The sequence below is a fragment of the Corynebacterium sp. MSK074 genome (assembly GCF_030229735.1).
Classification (GTDB): Bacteria; Actinomycetota; Actinomycetes; order Mycobacteriales; family Mycobacteriaceae; genus Corynebacterium.
In genome coordinates, this window is the sequence record NZ_JASPIX010000007.1 from 41,983 (window position 1) to 64,189 (window position 22,207).

Genomic DNA, 22,207 nt, shown 5'->3' on the forward strand with positions numbered 1-22,207 from the left:
GGACCGCGGTGGCGGTGATTGCGGTTTCGCCATCGTGAATCTCGGCGTAGACGAGGCAGAAGTAGTCGTCGATGACGGCGTGGACGTAGACCGTGCCTATCCACGGGTCGTAGGGCTTGCTCCGGGGTGGTCATGCTCGTAGCGCGGCCGACGCGAGTCAGCCGGTTGAAATGGCAAGACGAGAGGATACGGTCGGCCATGAGACCTGGAAGCGGGCAGCGACCTCGCTAATCGGCCATCCGTCGTCGACGAGGAGTTGGGCGACCTCCGAGCGGTGGCGAGGTGTGAGGATGGCGTTGGCATGCATTAATCCTCTCCTGCCTCGACAAGCGTCTTCTGCGGCATCTTGAGTTGTCCCAGGGCTGCGAGGAGTGCTCCCGTGGCCAGTGGCACTAGTCCGGCGGCGATAAACAGAGTTCTGATGTCGATGTGGCGGCTGAGGAGTCCGGTGAGAGCGATGGACAGAGGCATGAAGGCGATGGATATAAAGAAGTCGAGGCTGGCGACCCGGCCGAGCATCTCCAAGGGGACGTGTTCTTGGAGTACTGCTCCCCAGATGACCATTCCGATCCCGATCAGCGCCCCGTAGAACGCGAGGCCTGCGCCGATGGCCCACGAATTGCTGGTGAGCGCCGGGATGGACAGGGGCAGGCATCCGATCACCCAGGCACCGACCATGGCCGGCAGGAAGCGTTCCGGTGTGCGCCACGACCCAGCTAGCAGAGAACCCACCACCCCGCCCGCGCCGAGGGCAGCCAGGACGGTGCCGTAGAGTGCAGGTCCGTTGTCATGCGATGAGCGCATGAGGGCAGGTAGGAGGACTTCGAGTGGTCCAGTCACTACCAGTCCCATTACGGCCGCGAACAGGACACTGGAGCGGACCCAACGTGTGCGGGAAACGTAGCGGAAGCCGTCGAGCAGGTCGGTGATCAGTGAGTCTTCCGCACCGTCGGTCTCGGGCTCGGCGCGGGTGGGGGCGGGAAGCTGCAGAGCCGCAAGCAGGGCAAGTCCGAGTGCTGCTGCGATGAGGTATCCGCCAGCGGCGGGCATGCTGGCACCGATGACCGCTCCGACGGCGGCGGGCGCAATTGCCTGTCCGACCAACGGGCGGGCGGCACCTTCGAGGCCGTTGACGGCCATTAAGTCGTCACCGTCCACCAGGACTGGCACCAGCGCCGTGTAGGCGGGGAAGAAGAAGGCGGTTGAAGTGCCAATAATGAACGCGGAAACCGCGAGCATCCAGAAGGTAACAATGTCGAGGATTGCTGCCGTGGACGTCGCGGTCGCGATAGCGAGGTTCAGGGTGAGCACGCCCACGATGACGGACTTATTGGGGATCCGGTCTGCAATTACGCCAGCTGGGAGGGATCCTGCAAGCAGGCCAATGCCGCTCCAGACTACGACACCCGACAGGGTGGCTGGCGTGGCGCCCAGGTCGAGGGTCTGCATGGCAAGGTAGAGGGCCCAGGCACCCTGGGCGAAGATGGTCAGCACCATCGCTGCGAACAGCTGACGGTACGTGGTGATGGTCAAGGGGTGAAGCGGGTTCATGGCATGTCCTTCAGGTCAAGGTTCAGGTGGGGCCAGTCGGCCAGGTCGTGGAGCATCTGCCGGTCATGCGTGGCAACGATCACCGCGCAGGAGGTCTGCAGCAGCTCGGTGGTGATGTCATCAACGAGGATCGAGGACAGATGATTGGTGGGCTCGTCCAGGAGCAGCAGGTCTGGATCCTGGGCCAGACACATGGCCAGGTGGAGACGGCGTTGCTGTCCTTGCGACAAGCGCCCCACCGGCGTGCCGGTTGCGGAGGCTTCCAGCAGCCCGAGCGAGCCGAGGGACGGCGCCTGAGCTCGACGGCCTAGCTTCGTCAGGTACGCCTCATAGACCTCGTGTGCGGGGCTGGAGCGGTCCCAGTCGGGGACCTCTTGGGACAGCAGAGCGATGCGCGCTCTCGGATTAACTCGCACATGTCCCGTGGTGGGGGCCAGCCGCCCTGCGACAAGTGCCAACAGGGTGGATTTTCCCGTGCCGTTCGGTCCGGTGACCACCAACCGGTCACCGCCGTTCACGTCGACCGAAACCGGAGCGTCCAATCGGTCCTTCACAGTAACCTGGGTGGCGTTCATGATGCTCTGTCCGGCACGGGTTGCCGAGGCGGGCCACGCAAGACGCAGTGGCGGCGCCGGGACGCCGATTTCATGACTTTTCAGGTCTTCGATACGTCGGTTGAAGGCTTGGACCACTCCAGCAGCGCGTGTGGCGCGTTGGTGCTTGCCTGTGCCCTTTTCAGGTCTCCATCCACCCTGGGACAGGCGGGAGCGCGCCTCGGCTGCAGCGCGTGTCAGTTCCTCGTGTCGGGCAACCTGGGCGGCGTGATCCTGTTCCCACTTGAGGCGTTCTCGTCGGCGGCCTTCAATCCAGCCTTTGTAGCCGCCCGAGTAGGTTCGCGGGACACCATCTCGGGTCGGGTCGAGATCCAGGAAGGTCGTCGCCACATCATGCAGCAGCGCGCGGTCGTGACTGACCAGAGCCAGGCCACCAGGGTGGTCACGCAGTTGCTCGGTTAGAAAAGACAGTCCTTCAGCATCCAGGTGGTTGGTGGGCTCATCCAACAGGAGCAGGTCGGGGGTCGATCCAAGTGCGACGGCGAGCCGGACCCGGTAACGTTGTCCGACCGACAAGGTCGACAGGATGCGAGCGCGGTCGCTGCAGGCGTCAAGGCCTGCCAGTGCGATGTCCACCCGCCTTTCTGCGTCCCAGGCGTCCAGTAGCGTGGCGGTCTCGAGCGCTGCGGAATAGGCATCGGCCGCGTCGTCACCCGCGGCGAGTGCAGCGCTCGCGACGTCAAGGGCCTCGAGCGCAGACCTAGAGGGAGCAGTCGCTTCGGCGATGAGGTCGCCGACGGTGCGGTTACCCTCGGCAGACATGTCCTGCTTAACCAAGACGCGGGAACCCATCTGGGTCACTACTCCCGAGTCAGGGGTCAGGAGCCCGGCCAAAATGTGAAGCAAGGTGGTCTTGCCACGACCGTTGTCCCCGACGATCGCCAGACGTGAGCCGGCGGAGACGGTGACGTCCAGCCCGTTCAGGAGGTGCCTGTCCCCCAAGGTGATGTGGATTGATTCAGCGCGGATGTGTGCGGCGAGCCCTTGGGGCGTTCCACTCCACACACATGACCGCAAGGTTGGTGTGTTTGGCATTGCATACTCTCAGCTCGTCATGGAGCCGGGCAGCACAAGATGGCCGCCCGGCAGATGGCCAGGACGGCAGACGAAAGATCAGAAGGGGTCCCGCCGCCGTCAGCGGGCGGAACGCAGCTTCATGGAAGCGATGCCTGAGTACATGCGGCAGAGTCTACCCAGCGGGGCGGATCTCGGCAAACCAATTAACATCTAAGGTCAATACAACTAGCACCCACGATTCCCCACGGAGGAGACTTAGCCGCGAAGGCAGCTAGGCCGTCGTAGAACAGGTACACGGCCAAGCCAGCCACATCCCCCTTTACTACCCCCATTTAGAGTTAAATAGGCCAAAATTATCCACCTTTTGGTTTCCGTATTTTAGGTTTAAAGAACCGAAAGTTTTCCGAAAGGTGAATTCCATGAAGAAATTCCTGCTTCGCACCACCGTTGCGACAACCGCAGTTTTGGCACTGGCCGGCTGCTCTTCTTCCTCCTCCGATTCCGCTGCGGGCGGTTCCTCCGAGGGCGGCGCGGATGCGCACGGCCCCATCACCTTTGCCATGGGCAAAAATGACACGGACAAGGTGACGCCCATCATCGAGAAATGGAACGAGGAGCACCCAGACGAAAAGGTCACGCTCAAGGAGCTGGCCGGCGAGGCCGACGCCCAGCGCGAAACCCTGGTGCAGTCCCTGCAGGCAGGCAGCGATGACTACGATGTCATGGCCCTCGACGTGGTGTGGACCGCAGAGTTCGCCGCCAACCAGTGGCTCCAGCCGCTCAATGGTGACTTTGAAACCAATACGGATGAGCTTTTGCCGGCCACCGTGGAGTCTGCCACCTATAACGACGTGCTCTACGCCCTGCCGCAAAACACCAACGGACAGCTTCTTTTCCGCAATACCGAGCTCGCGGATAAGGCGCCGGAGAAGTTCGCGGATCTTAAGTCCGCCTGTAAGGCACTGGACAAGGGCAAGGACTGCCTGACCACCCAGTTCAAGCAGTACGAGGGTTTGGCACTCAACACCGCCGGCTTTATGGAAGGTTGGGGTGGTTCTGTCCTGGATAAGGACGGCAACGTCACCGTTGATTCCAAGGAGGCCAAGGACGGCCTGCAGGCCATGGTGGATGCCTACAAGGAGGAGACCATTTCCAAGGACTCCACCGCCGCTACCGAGGAAGAAACCAATATGGCCTTTACTGAAGGCAAGACCGCCTTCGCCGTGAACTGGCCCTATATGTACTCCAATGCGGTTGATGCCGGCGTCGACGTCGAGGTTCAGGCCCCGCTGGGCAAGGACGGCGTAGGCGTGTCCACGCTGGGTGGCTATAACAACGGCATCAATATCAACTCCAAGAATAAGGGCACCGCGCTCGACTTCATGAAGTTCATCATCAACGAGGACAACCAGAAGTCCTTTGCGGAGCAGTCCTTCCCGCCGGTCTTGGCTTCCATCTACGATGACCCGCAGCTGCAGCAGGAATTCCCGTACCTGCCGGCGCTGAAGGAATCTTTGGAGAACGCAGCACCGCGCCCGGTTTCCCCGTTCTACTCGGCGATTTCTAAGGCCATCCAAGACAATGCCTACGCCGCATTGACGGATGGCAAGTCTGTCGATGATGCCACCGCCGATATGAAGGCGGCCATCGAATCGGCCTCCCAGGGCTAAACGCCCAATCCGGGTGAGGTAGGCGGGCACACCGCCGCCTCACCCTTTGTGGTTTTCACTCCCCTAATGGGGATAGAATCTAGCCAATACTTAGCATTTCTTGAACAGAAAGGCGGTCCAGCGTGGCTATAGCTTCGCCGACTGCGTCCAAGGGGGCGCCGAAGGGGGCGTCGGCAAGCGCGCCGAAGCCCCAGCGCAAGAATTATGGACGCGTGGCCGGGCTGATTGCTCCGGCGCTCATCGTGCTCGCCGTCATCATCGGCTACCCCATCATCCGCGCCATTGTCCTGTCCTTCCAAGGCAATAGGCAGCTCAACCCGCAAACGGGGCTTTTTGAGGAGGGCGGCTTCGCCGGGCTGGAAAATTACCTGTACTGGATTAATAACCGGTGCGTTTCCGGCACTGGTCAGATTTCTACCTGCCCGCCGGGCGTTATCGCCACGGATTTTTGGCCGGCGGTAAAGATTACGCTCTTTTTCACCATCGTTACCGTGCTGCTGGAGACCATCCTGGGCATGCTGATGGCGCTCATTATGAATGGTGAGTACCGCGGCCGCGGGCTGGTGCGCGCTGCGGTGCTTATCCCCTGGGCCATTCCTACGGCCGTCACGGCCAAGCTGTGGCAGTTCATGTTCGCCCCGGAGGGCATCGTTAACTCGCTACTCGGTGCGAACATTGCTTGGACCACGGACCCGTTCTACGCTCGCCTGGCTGTCATTATCGCGGACGTGTGGAAGACCGCCCCGTTTATGGCGCTGCTCATCCTGGCCGGCCTGCAGATGATTCCGAAGGACGTTTACGATGCCGCTCGCGTGGACGGCGCCAACCGAATTCAGACCTTCTTCCGCATCACCCTCCCGCTGGTGCGCCCGGCGCTCATGGTGGCCGTGCTCTTCCGTACCCTGGATGCGCTGCGCATGTATGACCTACCGGTCATCATGATTTCTAGTTCCTCCAACTCCCCCACCGCGACCATCTCCCAGCTGGTGGTAGAGGATATGCGCCAGGGTAACTTCAACTCCGCCTCCGCGCTCTCGACCCTGATTTTCCTTCTCATCTTCGTCGTCGCTTTTATCCTCATCCGCTTCCTTGGCGCGGATGTCTCCGGCAGGAAGGCAGCTAAATAATGCGTAAATTCGGACACTACGCCGGCATCGTCTTCATCATGTTCTGGGGCTTGGCGCCCTTCTACTGGATGCTGGTAACCGCGCTGCGGGATCAGCGTTTCACCTTCGATACCACCCCGTGGCCCACCCACGTCACGCTGGATAATTTCCGCGATGCCTTGGCTACCGATAAGGGAAATGACTTCCTAGCCGCGCTTGGAAACTCGCTGCTCATCTCCCTGGTTACTACTGCGGTGGCCGTGCTCATCGGCGTCTTTACCGCCTATGCACTCTCCCGTTATGACTTCCCGGGCAAGGGAATCGTGACCGGAATTATCCTGGCCGCCTCGATGTTCCCGGCCATTGCCTTGGTCACCCCACTCTTCCAGCTCTTTGGCAACCTGGAATGGATTGGTACCTACCGCGCGATGATCATTCCCAATATTTCCTTTGCGCTTCCGCTGACGGTTTATACGCTGCTGAGCTTCTTCCGCCAGCTGCCCTGGGAACTAGAAGAAGCAGCCCGGGTGGATGGCGCCTCGCGCTCCCAGGCTTTCCGCCTCGTGCTTCTGCCGCTTGCGGCGCCGGCACTATTTACCACCGCGATCATCGCCTTTATCACCACGTGGAATGAGTTCATGCTGGCCAAGCAGCTGTCCACCACCGATACCGAGCCGGTGACCGTAGCCATTGCACGCTTTTCCGGCCCGTCCGCTTTCGAGTACCCCTATGCCGCCACCATGGCCGCCGGCGCGTTGGTGACCATCCCATTGGTCATCATGGTGCTCATCTTCCAGCACCGCATCGTCGCCGGCCTGACCGCTGGCGGTGTCAAGGCCTAATGCGCCGGGCCATGCTGTGGGATACCGCCTTGGGCTTCCTCGGCTTCTTTAGCCTCCTCGCGGTTATCCAAGCTGTACTCAATCTCTTCCACGACTCCCCCGCCCTCTGGCCCGGCCTCCTGGCCGGCACCCTGTGCCTCCTTACCTATCTGACCTGGCGGGCGAAAAGAAAGGACCTTTCATGAGCTGGTACCACAATGCCGTCTTCTACCAAGCCCTCGTCGGTTCCTTCAAAGCCGACGGCGATAAGGAGGTAGGCACGCTGCGCGGGGTCATCGATAAGCTGGATTACCTCCAGTGGCTAGGCGTGGACTGCCTGTGGCTCTCGCCGTTTTATGCCAGCCCCTTGCGCGATGATGGCTACGATATCGCGGACTACTACTCCATCCATCCGGATTACGGCACGATGGAGGACTTTGAAGAGCTCATTGCGCAGCTGCACCGCCGCGGCATGCGCATTATGACGGATTTGGCGCTCAATCACACCAGCTCCGACCACCCGTGGTTCCAGGCCTCCCGCACGGATCCCACTGGCCCCTATGGCGATTTCTATGTTTGGGGCGATGACCCGGAGCGCTATCCCGAAATCCGTGTCATTTTCACCGACGTGGAGACCTCCAATTGGACTTGGGATGACCAGCGCGGCCAGTACTACTTCCACCGCTTCTATTCCCACCAGCCGGATTTAAACTACGATAACCCGGCCGTGCAGGAGGAAGTGTTCAAGATCTTGTCCTTCTGGATGGACAAGGGGTTGGACGGCCTGCGCCTTGATGCCATTGCTTACCTCTTTGAACGCGATGGTGTAGGCGGCGAGTCCCTGCCGGAGACCATCGAGTTTGTGGAGAAGATTCGCTCCTTCATGGACACCCACTACCCGGATGCGGTGCTCATCGCGGAGGCCAACCAGCCTCCGGCCGAGACCATGCAGTTCTATGGCAAGGGCGAGCGCTTCCACATGGTCTTCAACTTCCCGGTCATGCCGCGGCTGTACCAAGCATTGGCGCTTGGCGACGCCACCCCGGTCTACTCCATCCTTGATGAGCTGCCCGCCCTGCCGGATGGTTGCCAGTGGGGCACCTTCCTGCGCAACCACGATGAGCTCACTCTGGAGATGGTGGACGATGACGTGCGCGAGCTGATGTATGAAGCTTTCCTCCCCGATGATGAAATGCGCGCCCATGTGGGCATTGCCCGCCGGCTGATGCCGCTGATGAACGGCGATCGCCGCAAGGTGGAGCTCATGTTCTCCCTCCTGATGACCCTGCCGGGCGCACCGTTTATCTACTACGGCGATGAGATTGGCATGCTCGATGACACCACGCTCCCGGACCGCTATGCGGTGCGCACCCCAATGCAGTGGGACGATTCCGAGCACTCTGGTTTTAGTACCAACGCACCTTCCCGCCTTCCGGTTGTGGGAGGTACCTCCGTGGCCGCCCAGCTTGATGACGCCACTTCGTTGCTCAACACCGTCCGCGCCATGATTGCCGAGCGCCATGCCCATCCGGATCTCGGCACCGCTCCGTGCGAGCCGGTCGAGACGGGCGAGGAAGCCGTCCTTGGCTACCAGCGCGGCGATCTGCTGTGCTTGCACAACTTCAGCGATCGGTCCATCGATCTGGGCCCAGTAGAGCTCGGGCCGTACGGCTACGCCTGGCTGCCGGCCTAAGCCTTAGCGCGCGGCTGCAGTCTCCTCTCCTACTGGCGCACTGCGCAACCCACAGAGAAAAGCGCCCTGTCGGTCCTTATGGACCGAGAGGGCGCTTAATAGTTGTGGTGGCCTAGTTCCACTCAGGCGCGTCTTCGAGGCGCAGCTCGGAGTAGCGCGCTTCTGGCACAGAAGCTGAGTATGGCTTGCCCTGGGCTTCCCACTGCTGGTCAGAGTTGCAGCGCACGTCCTGACCATCAGTGTCGAGCATGGTAAAGCCCCACACCAGCTTGCCCTGCGAGTTCGCAGGCAAGGTGTACGGGCCAACCACCTGGTTTAGCTTCCAGTGCTGCTCGCTGACGTAGTTGAAGCCATAGGTCTTGGTCAGCACCTTGGCCAGCTCGCCGGTGCCCTCAACGGATCCGGAGACCTCGATGGTCTGGGTGCGAGCTTGGGTGACGGTGTGCTTGACCGGTACTTCCTCGGCGTTGCGGTTAGCCACGCTGGTGGCGTCGGTCTGCTTGAACCAGCGGCGCTTTGCGGTGACGTAGGTGCCGTTTTCACCTGGCGTCGAGCAATGCGTGCCCGGCTTGTAGTCGTCGTTCCAGCGCTGGGGCAGCTCAAAGTCCCCACCGAAATCAGCGGCGTGGGCAACAGGAGCGGCCACCAGGCTCAGCGCCGCGAGGGCGCTAGCGATGGACGTCTTGCTCACGTTTAGCCCCAATCGTTGTTATCGCGGGTGGAGACCTCGATGTGGCGCTCCTTTGGAAGGGTGGCGGTGAAGGTGCCACCGTTGGCCTGCCACTTGTGGTCGGAACCGCACACGGTCTTCTGACCCTCGAAGTCAGAGACAACCCAGCCTGCGCGCAGGACGGCGGTCTTGCCCGGAGCAATGTTGTACGGACCAACCTGCTCGCCTACCTCGTAGGACTGGCTATCGGTGTAGCTGGAGGAGAAGGTGAAGTTGATGAGGTCCATCAGCTTGAAGTCAATGCCAGCGGACACATTCCAGGTCTTGGTCTTGGTCTCGGTGATGGAACGGGTTACTGGCAACGGCTCATCGTTGTAGTTGGACACGGTCCAGGAACCGGCGGAGCCATCGAAGTAGGTGCGCTTGATGTCAACGGTCTGGCCGGTATCGCCCGGGTTGGAGCAACGCTCACCGATGGTGGTCGGGTTAGCCGGGCCGAGGTCACGCTGCGGCAGGGCGTTAGCGGCCGGAGCGAAGATGAGGCCGGAAGCAACGGCAAGAGCCGCGGTGGTAGAAGCAATCTTGGACTTGAACATGGAACTTTCTCCTTGCGTAGATGCGGGTGGTGTTTAGTAGATGGTCTGGGTAGGAACCGGCAGGTCGCGGAATTCGTCTGGAGTGACGTCCTCGGTGCGGGTATTGCCGGCCTTATCGGTGATCTTGGCCTCTGCCCAGAAGCCGCTCGGGGCGGAGGTCTGCTTGTAGTTAGAGGTGAGGTCGTAGTTTCCGCTCTTGCCGCAGTGAATCTCGCGGTAGTTAATGCGGGTCATGGTGGTGCCATACTCCACACGCACGCGCTCGCCTGGCTTGAGGTCGACGTGCTTGAGCTCGGTGCCGACCGGCATGTAGGCACGCTTTACGGCACCGACGGACTCCAGCCAGCCCTTCGGAATATCGCCGCGGTTGCCCTGCCAGTTGGTGTACGGGGCGTGCTCGGCGCCAACGACGAAGTCAGTTACCGGTGCAAACTCGTAGTCACCCTTGGACCAATTGAGGAAGTCCGTGGAGTAACCAGCCTTGCGGTAGGTCGGCTTTACAGCGGTGATGTCCAGCGGGTACCAGGAGCTATCGCCGGCTTCACACTTGTCGCCTTCCTTAGGCCAGGAGGGATCGCGCTGCAGATCTGCAGAAGGCTGCATGATCTCGTCCTTCTTCGGATCGGCGATCTTTTCTAGGCTCGGGCCGGATACAGAGGTGTAATTGCCCTCGATCGGCTTGGAGTTTGCACCCGGGGAACGGGATGGAATTTCCATGGCCAAATCGGATACGGAGCCGTCCGCCTTGATGATGTAGGCAAAGGCGTAGCGCTCGGCCGGGCCCTTACCGCGGATGACGTTGGAGCCTGGGATGTTTTCCAGGCGGTCATCGTTGCAGCCTACGAACATGGAGATGAAGTCCTTTTCAATGACGCCGTATTCGACGCGGAAGGACTCACCTGGCTTCAGCTTCACAGGGCCGAAGGTTTCTTTATCGCGCCAGCCGTTGGTCATCTTCAGACCGATATCGGACTTAGCGGTGGTGTCCCAACCGGAAGGCAGCTTGGCCTTGGAATTGGCTTCAATCTCGTGATTGGTACCAGTTTCTACCTCGGCGGTGTAGGGCACTTCTTGGTTGGTGGTGTTTTTAAACTGCAGGGTGCCGTCGCTCATGTAGCGGCGGCCGGTTTCCGCAAAGCGCCATTCACGCTCTGCATTGTCGCCGGCGGCACTGCAGCTCTTGTAGAGGTTGGAAATGGGATATGCCTGCGGCATCGGGGGAACATCTCCCGCGTGTGCCACTGGCGTGAAAAGAGCCGCTACGGCGAGCGGTGCGAGCAAACGCAGTCCCTTTTTAATCACCAGAAGACCGTCCTTAATAGATCGTTAAAAATTAGGGGAAACATTCATGAAGACTCAGGTAATAATAAGGGCTTACAGGTCTCACATCAATAGTTGAATGAAATTCTTTCTAATGCTTTACCCACCTTGAGGTGCAATAATGGGTGCTCACCTGCCCAGCACCGTTAAATGTTTACAGAAGAAACCACCCCCAGATTAGGGCCCTTCGACCTGGTGTCACCCAGGGAATCCCCAGATTCTACGCACTGCCCACGTTGCAGTGGCATTTACCACACAATCGTTTTCCACTCCGCGTTCCCGCAGCGTTCCATTCCGCATTGAGCGGGGTGCGCTAGTAGTGTGGGGGCCTATGACTGACCTGAAAACCACCGCCGGCAAGATCGAGGACCTGGACACCAAGCTCGCCGAGTCCCGCGCGCCGCTGGGAGAAGGCGAGCCGGCCGCCCGCACCCGCGTGACGCAGCTGCTCGATGAGGGCTCCTTCGTGGAAACGGACGCGCTAGCCCGCCACCGCTCTACCGACTTCGGTCGCGAGCATGACCGCCCTTATACCGATGGCGTGGTAACCGGCTACGGCACTATCGACGGCCGCCGCGTGTGCGTCTTTAGCCAGGACGGCGAGATCTTCGACGGCACGATGGGTGAGGTTTATGCCGAAAAGCTCACCAAGGTATATGACCTCGCCATCAAGACCGGCGTGCCCATCATCGGCATCTATGAATCCACCGGCCCGCGTGTACAAGAAGGCATCGTTACCATGGCCGGATACGCCCGCCTCATGGCGCGTGTCTCCCAGGCTTCGGGCCTCATTCCGCAGATTTCCGTTGTCGCGGGCAATACCAGCGGCATTGCGGCGTTCGCGCCGACGTTTGCCGATGTCCTCGTAGTTACCCAAGGCACCGCCCTCCACCAGGCCGCCAGCCACGTGGCCGGCGCGGAGCCAGAAACCTTCGGCGGCGCCGCAGCCCACGCAGAGTCTGGCACTGCTCACCTGGTGGCCAGCGACGACAAGCAGGCTTTGTCCCTCGTGCGCGACGTTTTGGCCTACTTCCCCGCCAATAACCGCGCCGCGGCGCCGCGCGTGGAGGCCGGTAGCGTCGCGGACTTTGATCTCAATAGCGTCATCCCGGATACCGCCGCGCAGGCCTATGACATGAGCGAAGTCATCAAGGCTGTCGTCGATGAAGGCTCCTTCTTCGAGCTTTCTGCCGAGGCGGCACAAAACATCGTTACTGGCTTTGCTTACATTGATGGCCGCGCCGTCGGCATCGTTGCCAACCAACCGCTGGCACTGGCCGGTGCCTTGGACTCCGCCGCGGCAGAAAAGGCCGCACGCTTCGTGCGTACCTGCGATGCTTTCAATACCCCCATCGTCGAATTCGTGGACTCCCCAGGCTTTGTGCCTACCCCGGAGGAGGAAAAGGCCGGCCTACTGCGCAGGGCGTCGAAGTTTGCCTATGCGCAGGCTGAAGCGAGCGTCGGCAAGCTTACTGTGATCACCCGCAAGGCCATTGGCCCGGCCTACGTATTTATGGGCGCCAAGGACCTCGGCGCGGACCTGGTCTACGCATGGCCCACCGCGGAAATTGCCGTCACCCAGGCCTCCCAAGCTTCCCTGGCCATTTATGGCTCGGAGGACAAGGAAGAGGAGATGGACGAGCTCTTCTTGCACCCGTATGCCGCAGCAGAGCGCGGGCTGGCAGATAATGTTATCGAGCCAACTGCAACCCGCCACTACCTGGTAGAAGGCCTTCGCTTGCTCGAGCGCAAGGCCGTGGCCCAGGTACCGAAGAAGCACGGAACCGTTTAGGAGGGGAAATGTCTACGCCGGAAATCAAGGTAGTCAAGGGCAATCCCACCGAGGATGAGCTCGCGGCCCTGCGCACCGTATTGGCGCAGATGAGCGCCAAGCGCTCGGGCGTTGCCGGAGAACGCAATGAATGGGGCAACCCGGCCGAGCGCTTCGAGCGCTTTGGCGCGCAGCGCGTCTACAACCCCTCCGCCTTCCATACCGTGCGGTACTTCTAATGCGGCTTATCCTTGCCTCCCAATCACCCTCGCGCGCGTCTATTCTGCGCGGCGCGGGCGTGGAGCCCGTATTGGAGCCGGCCGATATTGACGAGCGCTCCCTCGAAGCCTCGCTCGCAGGCCAACCGCCGGCCGATATCGTGGCGGCCCTCGCCACCGCCAAAGCCGAAAAGGTGGCGGAACGCTACCCCACCGAGCCCGTCATCGGCGGCGATTCCATGCTGCTGCTCGACGGCGAACTCCAAGGAAAGCCCCATACCGAAGAAGCCACCATTGAACGCTGGCACCAGCAAGCCGGCCGCACAGCCGAGCTGCTTACCGGCCACTGCCTCATCTTTGGCGATGAGCGCCATGTGGAAACGTCCACCACCACGGTGCACTTTGCTCAGGCCAGCGAGTCCGATATCGCCGCCTATGCCCACTCCGGCGAGCCTCTCCACTGCGCCGGTGCCTTCACCTTGGAAGCAATGGGCGGCTGGTTCATTGACCGCATCGAAGGCGATCCTTCCTCCGTTATCGGACTATCACTACCGGTGGTACGCCGCGCGCTCTACGCCTTTGATCTGAACGTCTCCGATTTCTGGTAGCAGCGCGCCGGCGTCGCTACAGTGGGGTGGCATGGAAATGAAAGACATGCTTGCCCCAAAACCCATTGAGCTGCCAGCCGATCCCGGCGCAGAGTCCACCTCGGATCTCGCCGCCGGCATTGTTGCCCACCCCGATTCCCCGCTGCTGTGGGCGCTCCTAGCGGAGCAGGAGCTCAACCAACAGGAGGGCTCTGAGCCATCCGCTTTCATCACCGCCTACGCCTACGCGCGCACGGGCTACCACCGCAGCCTCGACCGCCTGCGCGGCAATGGTTGGAAGGGTTGGGGCCCTGTCCCCTTCTCTCACGAGCCGAACCAGGGAGTCCTGCGCGCCATCGCTGCGCTTGGCCATGCAGCCAAGGCCATCGGCGAGGACGACGAATACGACCGCATTCGCCAGATGCTTTCCGACGCCGACCCCGACTCCGTCGCCACCCTCCTCGACTAATCCTGGAGTTTCCGCATGCCTGCCGTGACACCCCGCTGCCTACGCCGCTTCTCCGCCGCCGTAGTGCTCACCGCTTCCGTGCCGCTCGCGCTGAGTGCCTGCGGTGCTCAGGAGGATTCTTCTTCCTCCCCAGAGCCGGTCTTTTCCAGCCAAGCACCTGCCGAGGAGGAATCCTCCGGCGGAGACGATGCGGCTTCCGCTGCAGCACCCTCCCCGTCTGAGTCCACCGACGGGGGCGATGAAACGACCACGCAGCAGCAGGAGAAGGGCAAGGACAGCGAGTGCACGGAGCTGCCCAACGACCCGCGCAAGGTCTACGCCTCTGGCACGGCCCCCGGGCGCATGCCCGCCGATGATGGCAGCGATTTCAATTACTGGATCGCCGATATCGACAATTCCTATGACCCGTGCACCACGATTAGCTGGATCATCTTCCGCGGCTCAATGGGCGATGTGAACGGCCCGGCAGGCACCGGCGCCTCGATTGCTGATGGCATAGCCTTCTACGTCAATGGTGCTCCGGCCAAGGACATGTCCGTCTTCGATAAGGTAGAGAGCGTCACCTCGGTCTCAGACAACGAGGTCGATTTCACGTGGGGAGAACGCAGCCGCTCCACCGCGGAGGGCATTACCGCACACCACACCGTGCGCCTGCGGGCACAGGGCGATTCCCTCGAACCGGTATCCGGTGAAGTCGCGGAATTCAACAAGATGTGGGTTGACCTTCCCAGCTACCAGCTTGGCACCTACGACTAACTTTTAGGCCGGCACTTAATCACCTATGCCGGCAACACAATGCGCCCCAGCGGAATCCCGCTGGGGCGAATCTCCTTGCTCGCTTAATTGCGCAAGCAGCTCATGACAGTGCTAGTCCATCTTGTCCAGGATGTCGCCGGTGTTTTGTGCAATGCGCACGTTAGCCACCATCGCTTCCAGGAATAGCCTGATGGCAACCATGATTGCGTAGTAAATGACAGTGCTCAGTACCGCCAGGAAGATGAAAGCAAAGATGCTTCCGAAGATGGCGGACGCGGAATCTTCCTGAATGCCATAAATGCCCATGCCGGTGGCGAACAAGAAGGCACCGAGGAGGTGAAGGATCCACATGATGCCACCAAGAATCATGGCAACCTTGTAGATTTCCTTCACGTGGGTGAGTGTCAGGAAGTGCTTGAATTCGAACTCAAAGAGCCCGCCCAATAGACCGTCTTTCTTGCCCAAGCCTTTGAGGGCGTCACTCATCTGGCTCTTCTTATCGCCAAGCGTCTGTCCGGAATCGGCAGGAGCATCGCCTGCTTGCGGGAACTGTCCGAATCCCTGGCTCGTGCCCTGCTGCTGGGTATAGCCGCCGAAAACCGGCTGATCGCTAGCGGACTGGGCGGAGCCGAATTGATCGCCGTTCGCAACAGCGTCCGACGGTGCCGGATCCGTAAATGGATTATGCGCACGGGAGGCAGCGCCCTCGCTTGGGGTGGAGGACTTCGAGGAGGCCCAGAAGTCAGAGGAGTTGCCCTCCGCGCTCGGCTGCGGGGAGGAAAGAGCACTCGAATGCCCAGACTCACCAGGCTTATCGGTGTGGCCGAAAGACTTCGTCTCCTTGGCATCGGTAGAGCCGAATTCCTTGGTCTCATTCACCTCGGAGGCACCGGTGCCTTCGGTGCTTTTCGCAGCGTCCTCGGCGTGGTGACGCGGGGTCTCGGAAAAATCGCGCGGAGAAAAATCCTTCGGAAACCCGTCGGAGTTGAAATCATTATCAGCCATAATCTGGTCCTTAGAAAATGCTTTAGGGGATGGTAGGAAAATGCCCCACGGTCACCCGTGGGGCCACTTGGCAGAATACAGCGTGCGCTAGGCGTTCGCGTCCTGAACGCGACGAATCGCCTCGGCGGCAACCTTTTCTTGGATGCCCATGTCTAGCTCGGAAGTGAAGCCAACACAGGAGCAGTTGATCTCACCGAGGACATAGGTGTCGGTGCCATCGGGGGCATCATCAAGCATGAAGTCCGCGGTCCAAATCAGCGGAACATCCTTGGTATCGCCGAGCTTCTCTGCGATAACGGGGCGAGCCTTCTTAAACATCTCGAGCAACTCGGGCCAAGATTCCGGCTTATCGTAGGTGTACTTTGCGCCGGAGAAGAGCGTGGCAGAGAAGTTGTCGCCGCCTTCCGCCGGCTTCTTGTGCACGATGAATACCGGCTCATCTCCCACGAGGAGAATACGGATTTCGCCTTCCACAATGCGCGGCATAAAGCGCATGTCCACCAGCATGCCGTTATCGCCCTCAATGTACTGGTCACAGAAGTCCATGAAGGCGCCCAGCTTGTAGTCGTGGGTCTGATTGTCTACTGCCTCGGTGCACTTCAGGGCGGTGTCGAGCGGGAGCGCGGTGCCCGGTTCTACGGACTGGGCAAGCTCCTGGTCCGCGAGGCGCACGCGCCAGATGCCCTCACCGGTGGAACCGCGGTTTTGCTTGAGCACCCGCTCACCATAAGACAGCGAGGTAGGGAAAGTATTATGCAGCTCTTCTACCTCGTAGTACGCGGCGGTATCGTCCGGCACCAGCGGGGTGTCATTGAGCTTGACCAGTGCATCTTTGGCACCGTAGGCCATCATGTCCGCCGGAGTGGACATGCCTACCAGGCCGGCATCGGCCAACTTGGTGAGCAATTCGAAATAGCCCTTCTCGCCACCGGGGATATTGCCTGGGTTCACGCGAGAGATATAAGCATCAAAGTTTTCAGAAACCTGGGCGTAGATCTCTTCCGCGTTATCTGGGTGGAAGTAGATAACCTCCGCATCCCAGCCCTGTTCCTTGATCGCGTGGACGATCGGCATGGTGTCCTTACGGTGACCGTCTGCGCCTTTATCGGAGCCGCCCTCTACCTCAAATACAACGATTGCCTTGTGCACTAGCAGTTCCCTTCTTAGGTGGTGTTCATAGCACGTTGTCGCACCATATCCGGAGTTTATCCCAGCTTTTTCTCCCCCGCGCGGCCAACTGCCCCCTCTGTCTAACCCCGCCGGCCAGCGACCCTATTTCCCCGGCCGAGCCCTGTATCGCACACCACAGGCATGATCCCCGAGTGATCACCACGGGAAAATTCGGGTTAAAGTGGTGGGAGCAAATTACTAACCCTTATAGGAAAGGCAGGCGGACAGTGGCTGACGTTGATCCCTATCCCCCATTTCAGGAATACGCACACCCCGAGCGCCTCGTGTCTGCACCGTGGCTGTCCGCACGCCTAGGTATCAAGGGCCTGCGTGTCATCGAGGTCGATGAAGACTCGCTCCTCTATGACATTGGCCATATCCCCACTGCCACTCGCATCAACTTCCGCACGGAACTATTGAGCCCACTTACTCGCGATTTCATCGATGGTAAAGAATTCACTGCCTTGATGCGGGACAAGGGCATTAATGCCGACGATACGATTGTCCTTTATGGCGATAAGTCCAACTGGTGGGCCGCCTACGCCCTGTGGGTATTTACCCTCTTTGGCCACAAGGATGTTCGCCTGCTCGATGGTGGCCGCAATGCCTGGATGGCCGAGGAACGCGATACTTCCTTCATGGTGCCGGACTTCCCCGAATCCGAATACCCCGAGGTAAGCCGCGATGATTCCGTCCTGCGTGCCTTCGTAGACCAGGTGCGAGAGTCCGAAGGAGCGCTCGTGGATACCCGCTCCCCAGAGGAGTTTGCGGGCGAGGCCACCGAACACGATCCCAATGGCGATTCCGCCTACGGCACCACCATGCGCCACGGCCACATCCCCGGCGCCATCAACCTCGAATGGGACCGTTCCAACTATCCCAACTCCTGCTTCCGCTCGGCCGAGGAGCTCAAGGTTAATTACGGAATGCTGGAGCCTGAATCTGCAACGATTCTCTACTCCCACGTAGGCGCGCAGGCCGCGCACACCTGGTTTGTGTTGACGCATCTTTTGGGATTCACAAAGACGCAGGTCTACGATGGTTCGTGGTCTGAGTGGGGCAATATGGTGAAAATGCCGATTGAGCGTTAACTTTTTCGGTTTCGCCACATAAACCCATATCCGGCATGGATGTGGGTTTATTTTTGTTCAGAAACATCCCCACTCGCGTGCGTGAAAATTAACTCATGCTTTTGTGTGCAAGAATAGATTGCGTATTCAACCTAATGTGTTCAGGAGGTTGCTGCCGTGGCAGTAGAAACCAAAAAGATCTCTAAGGTTCTCGTGGCGAACCGCGGTGAGATCGCCGTTCGCGTGATCCGCGCGGCCCGCGACGCTGGCATTGCCTCCGTCGCCGTCTACGCCGAGCCAGACGCCCAGGCACCTTTTGCCTCGCTTGCCGACGAAGCCTTTGCCCTCGGCGGCACCACTTCTGCCGAGTCCTACCTCGTCTTTGACAAGATTCTGGACGCCGCAGAAAAGTCCGGCGCCGATGCCATCCACCCCGGCTATGGCTTCTTGTCTGAAAACGCCGACTTTGCCCAGGCCGTCATCGACGCCGGCCTGACCTGGATTGGTCCCTCCCCCGAGTCCATCCGTGATTTGGGCGATAAGGTCACCGCACGGCACATCGCCGAGCGCGCCGAAGCCCCCATGGCCCCAGGCACCAAGGATCCGGTAGCCGGCGCCGATGAGGTGCAGTCCTTCGCCATGGAATATGGCCTGCCTGTGGCCATCAAGGCTGCCTTTGGCGGCGGCGGCCGCGGCATGAAGGTGGCGTACTCCGCAGAGGAAATCCCGGAGCTCTTTGAATCCGCTACCCGTGAGGCAACCTCCGCCTTTGGTCGCGGCGAGTGCTTCGTAGAGCGCTACCTGGATCGGGCGCGCCACGTCGAGGCCCAGGTACTGGCGGATAAGCACGGCAACGTAGTGGTCGTCGGCACGCGCGATTGCTCCTTGCAGCGCCGCTTCCAAAAGCTGGTCGAAGAAGCCCCGGCTCCTTTCCTCACTGAGGAGCAGCGCGCCTCCATTCACGAGTCCGCCAAGCGCATCTGCCGCGAGGCCGGCTACTACGGCGCAGGCACCGTGGAATACCTGGTGGGCGCCGATGGCCTCATTTCCTTCCTAGAGGTCAATACCCGCCTGCAGGTGGAGCACCCAGTTTCCGAGGAAACTACCGGCCTCGATCTCGTACGCGAGCAGTTCCGTATTGCTGAGGGCCACGAGCTCTCGCTCAAGGAAGACCCCACCCCGCGTGGCCATGCCTTCGAGTTCCGCATCAACGGCGAGGATGCCGCGGCAAACTTCATGCCGGCCCCTGGCACCATCGTGAAGTACTCCGAGCCAGCGGGTCCGGGCGTGCGCGTTGATTCCGGCGTCGTCCAGGGCTCCGTCATTGGCGGCCAATTCGATTCCATGCTGGCCAAGCTCATCGTCTGGGGCCCAGACCGCGAGACCGCGCTGCGTCGCTCCGCCCGCGCCCTGTCCGAGTACACGGTGGAGGGCCTGCCCACCGTTATCCCGTTTGACCAGGCTGTCGTTGCTGACCCCGCCTTCGCTGCAGAAGACGGCAACTTCGGCGTCTACACCAAGTGGATCGAAGAGGAATGGGATAACCAGCTGCCCGCCCACGATGAGTCCACCGATGCCGAAGCAGCCGACGCAGAGCCTTCCCAGGTGCACACCGTGGAAATCGACGGCCGCCGCATCGAGGTTGCCCTCCCCGCCTCCTTCGGCGCCAACGGCACCCCACGCAAAAAGAAGAAGCGTAAGGGCTCTGGTGCCAAGGCCGCCGTATCCGGCGATGCCGTGACCTCCCCGATGCAGGGCACGGTCATCAAGGTCAACGTCGAAGAAGGCCAAGAGGTCGCCGAAGGCGAAGTTCTCCTCGTGCTCGAGGCCATGAAGATGGAAAACCCCGTCAAAGCGCATAAGGCCGGCACCGTAACCGGCTTGGCCGTAGAAGCAGGCGCTTCTACCACCAAGGGCAGCGTACTGCTGGAAATCAAGTAGCCTGCCCCGCTAGCCTTGGAAGAATGACTGATTCTTCCCTCGGCGTGCGCTTGGCCAAGGAAGAGGACCGCGACTATCTTACGGGCCTCTTCCCTTCTTATATTGCGGACTGGTCCCCCATTGTGGACGGCGGGGTCATCGCCCTACCCATGGCCGCCAACGAGGACCCCACCGTTGCTCCCCGCGGCGCCGCACTCCTGCGCTACTACCCCGCCGCCGACAAAGGCCCAGCTTTCTTGGGCGATCCCTCGGCGCACCCGCTTGACGACGCCATCTGGCTCACCCCCTTCGACCCCGAGGACATTCCCGAGCTCATCGTCTCCAGCGATGACCCCGCCGCCCGCGAATTGCTTATTGCCAACGCCATCGACCTCGCGGCCGAGCAGACTGCCCCCGGCATCTCTTCTGCCACGGCCCTGCCCGGATTCGAGGAACTCGCACCCGGCAAGTTCTTCCGCCGCTTCTAGCTCGCCCCTAGGTCCGTCCGCCCTCCTGCTAACCTAGCTACGATGCTGAAAATAGATGCAACTTACGGACATTCCACCGCTTTGGGGCACCTGAATCGCACCTTCGACGCCGGGCGCGTATACGGCTTGAAGGGTCCCAATGGTGCGGGTAAATCTACGCTGCTGCAGACCTTGAGCGGCGAAATTGCCCCACTAAAAGGCACCGTCTCCATCGACGGTGCCGCACCCGGCAGCGCTGAGGCCGCCGGATCCGTCATCGCAGTCGCGGACCCGGTCTTCTTGCCCGACCTCACCGTCGGAGAGCACTTCACCCTGCTTTCGCGCCGCTCCGGCGTAGACTTTGCCGAGGTCCATGAGCTCTGGGCCATCGACGACGCCATCCTAAACTCCGCGGTCAGCGACCTTTCTTCGGGCCAGCGTCAGCGCGTCTACCTCGCCGCCCAGCTCTATCAGCCGACCAAGGCCCTGCTTATCGACGAACCCGAGCGCCACCTTGACCACACCTGGACCGCCTTCTTGGCCGAGGAGCTGCGCCACCTCGCCGACGAGGGCCGTTGTGTAGTGCTGGCCTCCCACTCCCCGGCCATCTTCGATGCCTGTGATGAAGTGGTGGAGATTTCATGAAGCTTTTATCCCACGCCTCTTCAGCTATCTATTACGCCTTCATCGCGGCGCTCATCGCGAGCGTCAGTGTCTACGCTTGGCAGAATGCCGCCGAGGTTTTACCCTCGCTCGCGCAGCGCACCGCCGCGTCCCTGCCCGCCACCGCGACCATCGGCGCTGCGTTCGGCTCCCTCGCCCTCATCGTTCTCCTCGAGGCTCTCTATCCCCTGCGCAGCCTTTCCCTGAGCCGGTGGGTCTATGTGGACAGGCCGCGGGGGCGTATGCGGGGCGTCGATAAGCTGTCCATTGCCCAGCTCGCCGGCGTAAGTCTCCTCGGCCTAGCCCTGTGCACGTCGCTGCACCTCCCGTTCTATGCGGCGATGGCCCTGCCCTTGCTGCGCATGGCGCTCGGCTGGCGTTCCTTCGACCTCGCCTCACTTCTTCGCGCGGGCCGCACCCGTGCCGTCGGCTCCTCCTCCATAGGGCTCTTGGATTCTGAGGTTTCTGCCGATGCCATCGCCTCCCAATCGGCCCGCCTGCGCCCCAGCTCGCACGCCACAACATCGCTCGGCCGCCTCTTTTTCCGGCGCCTATACCGCCGCTGGTACATTCCGCTCGGCGCGGTCGCCGTGGTGGGCCTAACCCTAGGACTAGCACCGCAGCTTGGCAGCCTTGCGCTCATTGGATTCTCTGGCGCATGGACCATCGTCGGCGCCGCCACCGGCCGCGCCGCATCCTTCGGCCGCATCATCGACGGAGCCTGGCCCGACTGGGGACTTCCCCTGACCGCGACAGCCGGTGCCGCCGTTCTCGGTACCGCCTTCGTCGCCGCCGTGTGGAAGCTGCCTGTACTCGTACTCGCCGCGTGCTGTTTAGGACTTACCTACGCCGCTTTTAAGCGCTCCCGCCCAGCGCGCGTAACCACGATGAATATCATCGACACCGGTGGCTTCGGCGCTTCATTCTCCCCCGAAGTCTTCGGTTACTTCCTGCGCGGTGGCTACGGCATTGCGACCATAGCTGTGGCCCTCTTCATCTAGTCACCCTGCACTTTCCCCAGGTACGTCACTGCATTACATGCACATACCTGGG

Annotated in this window: 22 protein-coding genes and 1 pseudogene; 15 read left to right on the forward strand and 8 right to left on the reverse strand. The window is 61.0% G+C overall.

Annotation, left to right across the window (positions count from 1 at the left end):
- Positions 1-187 precede the first annotated feature (187 nt).
- The 3 genes and pseudogenes from QP965_RS11595 to QP965_RS07660 all read right to left on the reverse strand — a co-directional run.
- Positions 188-307 (reverse strand): annotated as a pseudogene (locus tag QP965_RS11595) (IS481 family transposase); the annotation flags it as partial.
- A complete protein-coding gene (locus QP965_RS07655) occupies positions 307-1,551 on the reverse strand; it encodes an MFS transporter (RefSeq protein ID WP_239228946.1) in 1,245 nt (414 codons plus the stop codon). The gene QP965_RS07655 and the pseudogene QP965_RS11595, both read right to left, overlap by 1 nt.
- Positions 1,548-3,200: an ABC-F family ATP-binding cassette domain-containing protein gene (locus tag QP965_RS07660; protein ID WP_239278901.1), complete on the reverse strand. Its 1,653-nt coding sequence runs from the start codon at positions 3,198-3,200 to the stop codon at positions 1,548-1,550. Before QP965_RS07660 ends, QP965_RS07655 begins: the two co-directional genes overlap by 4 nt.
- Positions 3,201-3,601: 401 nt before the next feature.
- Between QP965_RS07660 and QP965_RS07665 the strand changes: the two genes are divergently transcribed.
- The 5 genes from QP965_RS07665 to QP965_RS07685 all read left to right on the forward strand — a co-directional run bounded on the left by QP965_RS07665 (position 3,602) and on the right by QP965_RS07685 (position 8,472).
- The gene (locus QP965_RS07665) at positions 3,602-4,852 is read left to right on the forward strand and encodes an ABC transporter substrate-binding protein (RefSeq protein ID WP_284815229.1); all 1,251 of its coding nucleotides are present in this window, start codon (positions 3,602-3,604) and stop codon (positions 4,850-4,852) included.
- Positions 4,853-4,974: 122 nt separating this feature from the next.
- Positions 4,975-5,979 (forward strand): carbohydrate ABC transporter permease, encoded by a 1,005-nt coding sequence (locus QP965_RS07670; RefSeq protein WP_370658846.1) that lies wholly within the window; start codon positions 4,975-4,977, stop codon positions 5,977-5,979.
- Positions 5,979-6,800 carry a carbohydrate ABC transporter permease gene (locus QP965_RS07675; RefSeq protein WP_086587903.1) on the forward strand — a complete coding sequence of 274 codons (822 nt, stop codon included), beginning with the start codon at positions 5,979-5,981 and terminating at the stop codon, positions 6,798-6,800. The genes QP965_RS07670 and QP965_RS07675 overlap by 1 nt, the downstream gene beginning before the upstream one ends.
- Positions 6,800-6,985, forward strand: coding sequence for a hypothetical protein (locus QP965_RS07680; RefSeq protein ID WP_284844572.1), 186 nt, complete (start codon positions 6,800-6,802; stop codon positions 6,983-6,985). The genes QP965_RS07675 and QP965_RS07680 overlap by 1 nt, the downstream gene beginning before the upstream one ends.
- The gene (locus QP965_RS07685; RefSeq protein WP_284844573.1) at positions 6,982-8,472 is read left to right on the forward strand and encodes an alpha-amylase family protein; all 1,491 of its coding nucleotides are present in this window, start codon (positions 6,982-6,984) and stop codon (positions 8,470-8,472) included. The genes QP965_RS07680 and QP965_RS07685 overlap by 4 nt, the downstream gene beginning before the upstream one ends.
- A 112-nt stretch (positions 8,473-8,584) precedes the next feature.
- Here the strand turns inward: QP965_RS07685 and QP965_RS07690 are convergent, their stop codons facing one another.
- From QP965_RS07690 to QP965_RS07700, 3 genes are read right to left on the reverse strand one after another with little or no spacing between them, the layout of a single operon-like run.
- A complete protein-coding gene (locus QP965_RS07690) occupies positions 8,585-9,163 on the reverse strand; it encodes a hypothetical protein (RefSeq protein ID WP_005326721.1) in 579 nt (192 codons plus the stop codon).
- A 2-nt stretch (positions 9,164-9,165) separates the two neighbouring features.
- Entirely contained in the window at positions 9,166-9,738 is a 573-nt protein-coding gene (locus QP965_RS07695; RefSeq protein WP_198492602.1) for a hypothetical protein, read from the reverse strand.
- 33 nt (positions 9,739-9,771) lie between these two features.
- Entirely contained in the window at positions 9,772-11,040 is a 1,269-nt protein-coding gene (locus QP965_RS07700) for a hypothetical protein (RefSeq protein ID WP_239235009.1), read from the reverse strand.
- A gap of 349 nt (positions 11,041-11,389) precedes the next feature.
- Between QP965_RS07700 and QP965_RS07705 the strand changes: the two genes are divergently transcribed.
- From QP965_RS07705 to QP965_RS07725, 5 genes are read left to right on the forward strand one after another with little or no spacing between them, the layout of a single operon-like run.
- On the forward strand, positions 11,390-12,850 hold the full coding sequence (locus QP965_RS07705; protein ID WP_269954122.1) for an acyl-CoA carboxylase subunit beta: 1,461 nt from the start codon (positions 11,390-11,392) through the stop codon (positions 12,848-12,850).
- An 8-nt stretch (positions 12,851-12,858) separates the two neighbouring features.
- Entirely contained in the window at positions 12,859-13,068 is a 210-nt protein-coding gene (locus QP965_RS07710) for an acyl-CoA carboxylase subunit epsilon (protein ID WP_239278896.1), read from the forward strand.
- Complete coding sequence (locus QP965_RS07715) at positions 13,068-13,655, forward strand: Maf family protein (RefSeq protein WP_269954123.1); 588 nt, start codon at positions 13,068-13,070, stop codon at positions 13,653-13,655. The genes QP965_RS07710 and QP965_RS07715 overlap by 1 nt, the downstream gene beginning before the upstream one ends.
- 31 nt (positions 13,656-13,686) lie before the next feature.
- Positions 13,687-14,103: a DUF3151 domain-containing protein gene (locus QP965_RS07720; RefSeq protein WP_284844574.1), complete on the forward strand. Its 417-nt coding sequence runs from the start codon at positions 13,687-13,689 to the stop codon at positions 14,101-14,103.
- 15 nt (positions 14,104-14,118) lie between these two features.
- A complete protein-coding gene (locus QP965_RS07725) occupies positions 14,119-14,859 on the forward strand; it encodes a hypothetical protein (RefSeq protein ID WP_284844575.1) in 741 nt (246 codons plus the stop codon).
- A 111-nt stretch (positions 14,860-14,970) separates the two neighbouring features.
- Here QP965_RS07725 and QP965_RS07730 read toward each other — a convergent pair whose 3' ends face one another.
- Both QP965_RS07730 and QP965_RS07735 read right to left on the reverse strand, forming a co-directional pair.
- Positions 14,971-15,864: a DUF4282 domain-containing protein gene (locus QP965_RS07730; protein WP_284844576.1), complete on the reverse strand. Its 894-nt coding sequence runs from the start codon at positions 15,862-15,864 to the stop codon at positions 14,971-14,973.
- 87 nt (positions 15,865-15,951) lie between these two features.
- The gene (locus QP965_RS07735) at positions 15,952-17,013 is read right to left on the reverse strand and encodes a Cj0069 family protein (RefSeq protein ID WP_284844577.1); all 1,062 of its coding nucleotides are present in this window, start codon (positions 17,011-17,013) and stop codon (positions 15,952-15,954) included.
- A gap of 248 nt (positions 17,014-17,261) precedes the next feature.
- On the opposite strand from QP965_RS07735, the gene QP965_RS07740 reads away from it, so the two are divergent.
- The 5 genes from QP965_RS07740 (at position 17,262) to QP965_RS07760 (ending at position 22,155) form a co-directional block, all read left to right on the forward strand.
- Positions 17,262-18,125, forward strand: coding sequence for a sulfurtransferase (locus QP965_RS07740; protein ID WP_150850515.1), 864 nt, complete (start codon positions 17,262-17,264; stop codon positions 18,123-18,125).
- 156 nt (positions 18,126-18,281) lie between these two features.
- Positions 18,282-20,045, forward strand: coding sequence for an acetyl/propionyl/methylcrotonyl-CoA carboxylase subunit alpha (locus tag QP965_RS07745; RefSeq protein ID WP_284844578.1), 1,764 nt, complete (start codon positions 18,282-18,284; stop codon positions 20,043-20,045).
- A gap of 23 nt (positions 20,046-20,068) precedes the next feature.
- Positions 20,069-20,512 carry a hypothetical protein gene (locus QP965_RS07750; protein ID WP_284844579.1) on the forward strand — a complete coding sequence of 148 codons (444 nt, stop codon included), beginning with the start codon at positions 20,069-20,071 and terminating at the stop codon, positions 20,510-20,512.
- Positions 20,513-20,554: 42 nt separating this feature from the next.
- Positions 20,555-21,136 (forward strand): ABC transporter ATP-binding protein, encoded by a 582-nt coding sequence (locus QP965_RS07755; RefSeq protein ID WP_284844580.1) that lies wholly within the window; start codon positions 20,555-20,557, stop codon positions 21,134-21,136.
- Positions 21,133-22,155 carry an ABC transporter permease gene (locus tag QP965_RS07760; protein WP_284844581.1) on the forward strand — a complete coding sequence of 341 codons (1,023 nt, stop codon included), beginning with the start codon at positions 21,133-21,135 and terminating at the stop codon, positions 22,153-22,155. Before QP965_RS07755 ends, QP965_RS07760 begins: the two co-directional genes overlap by 4 nt.
- Positions 22,156-22,207: the final 52 nt, after the last annotated feature.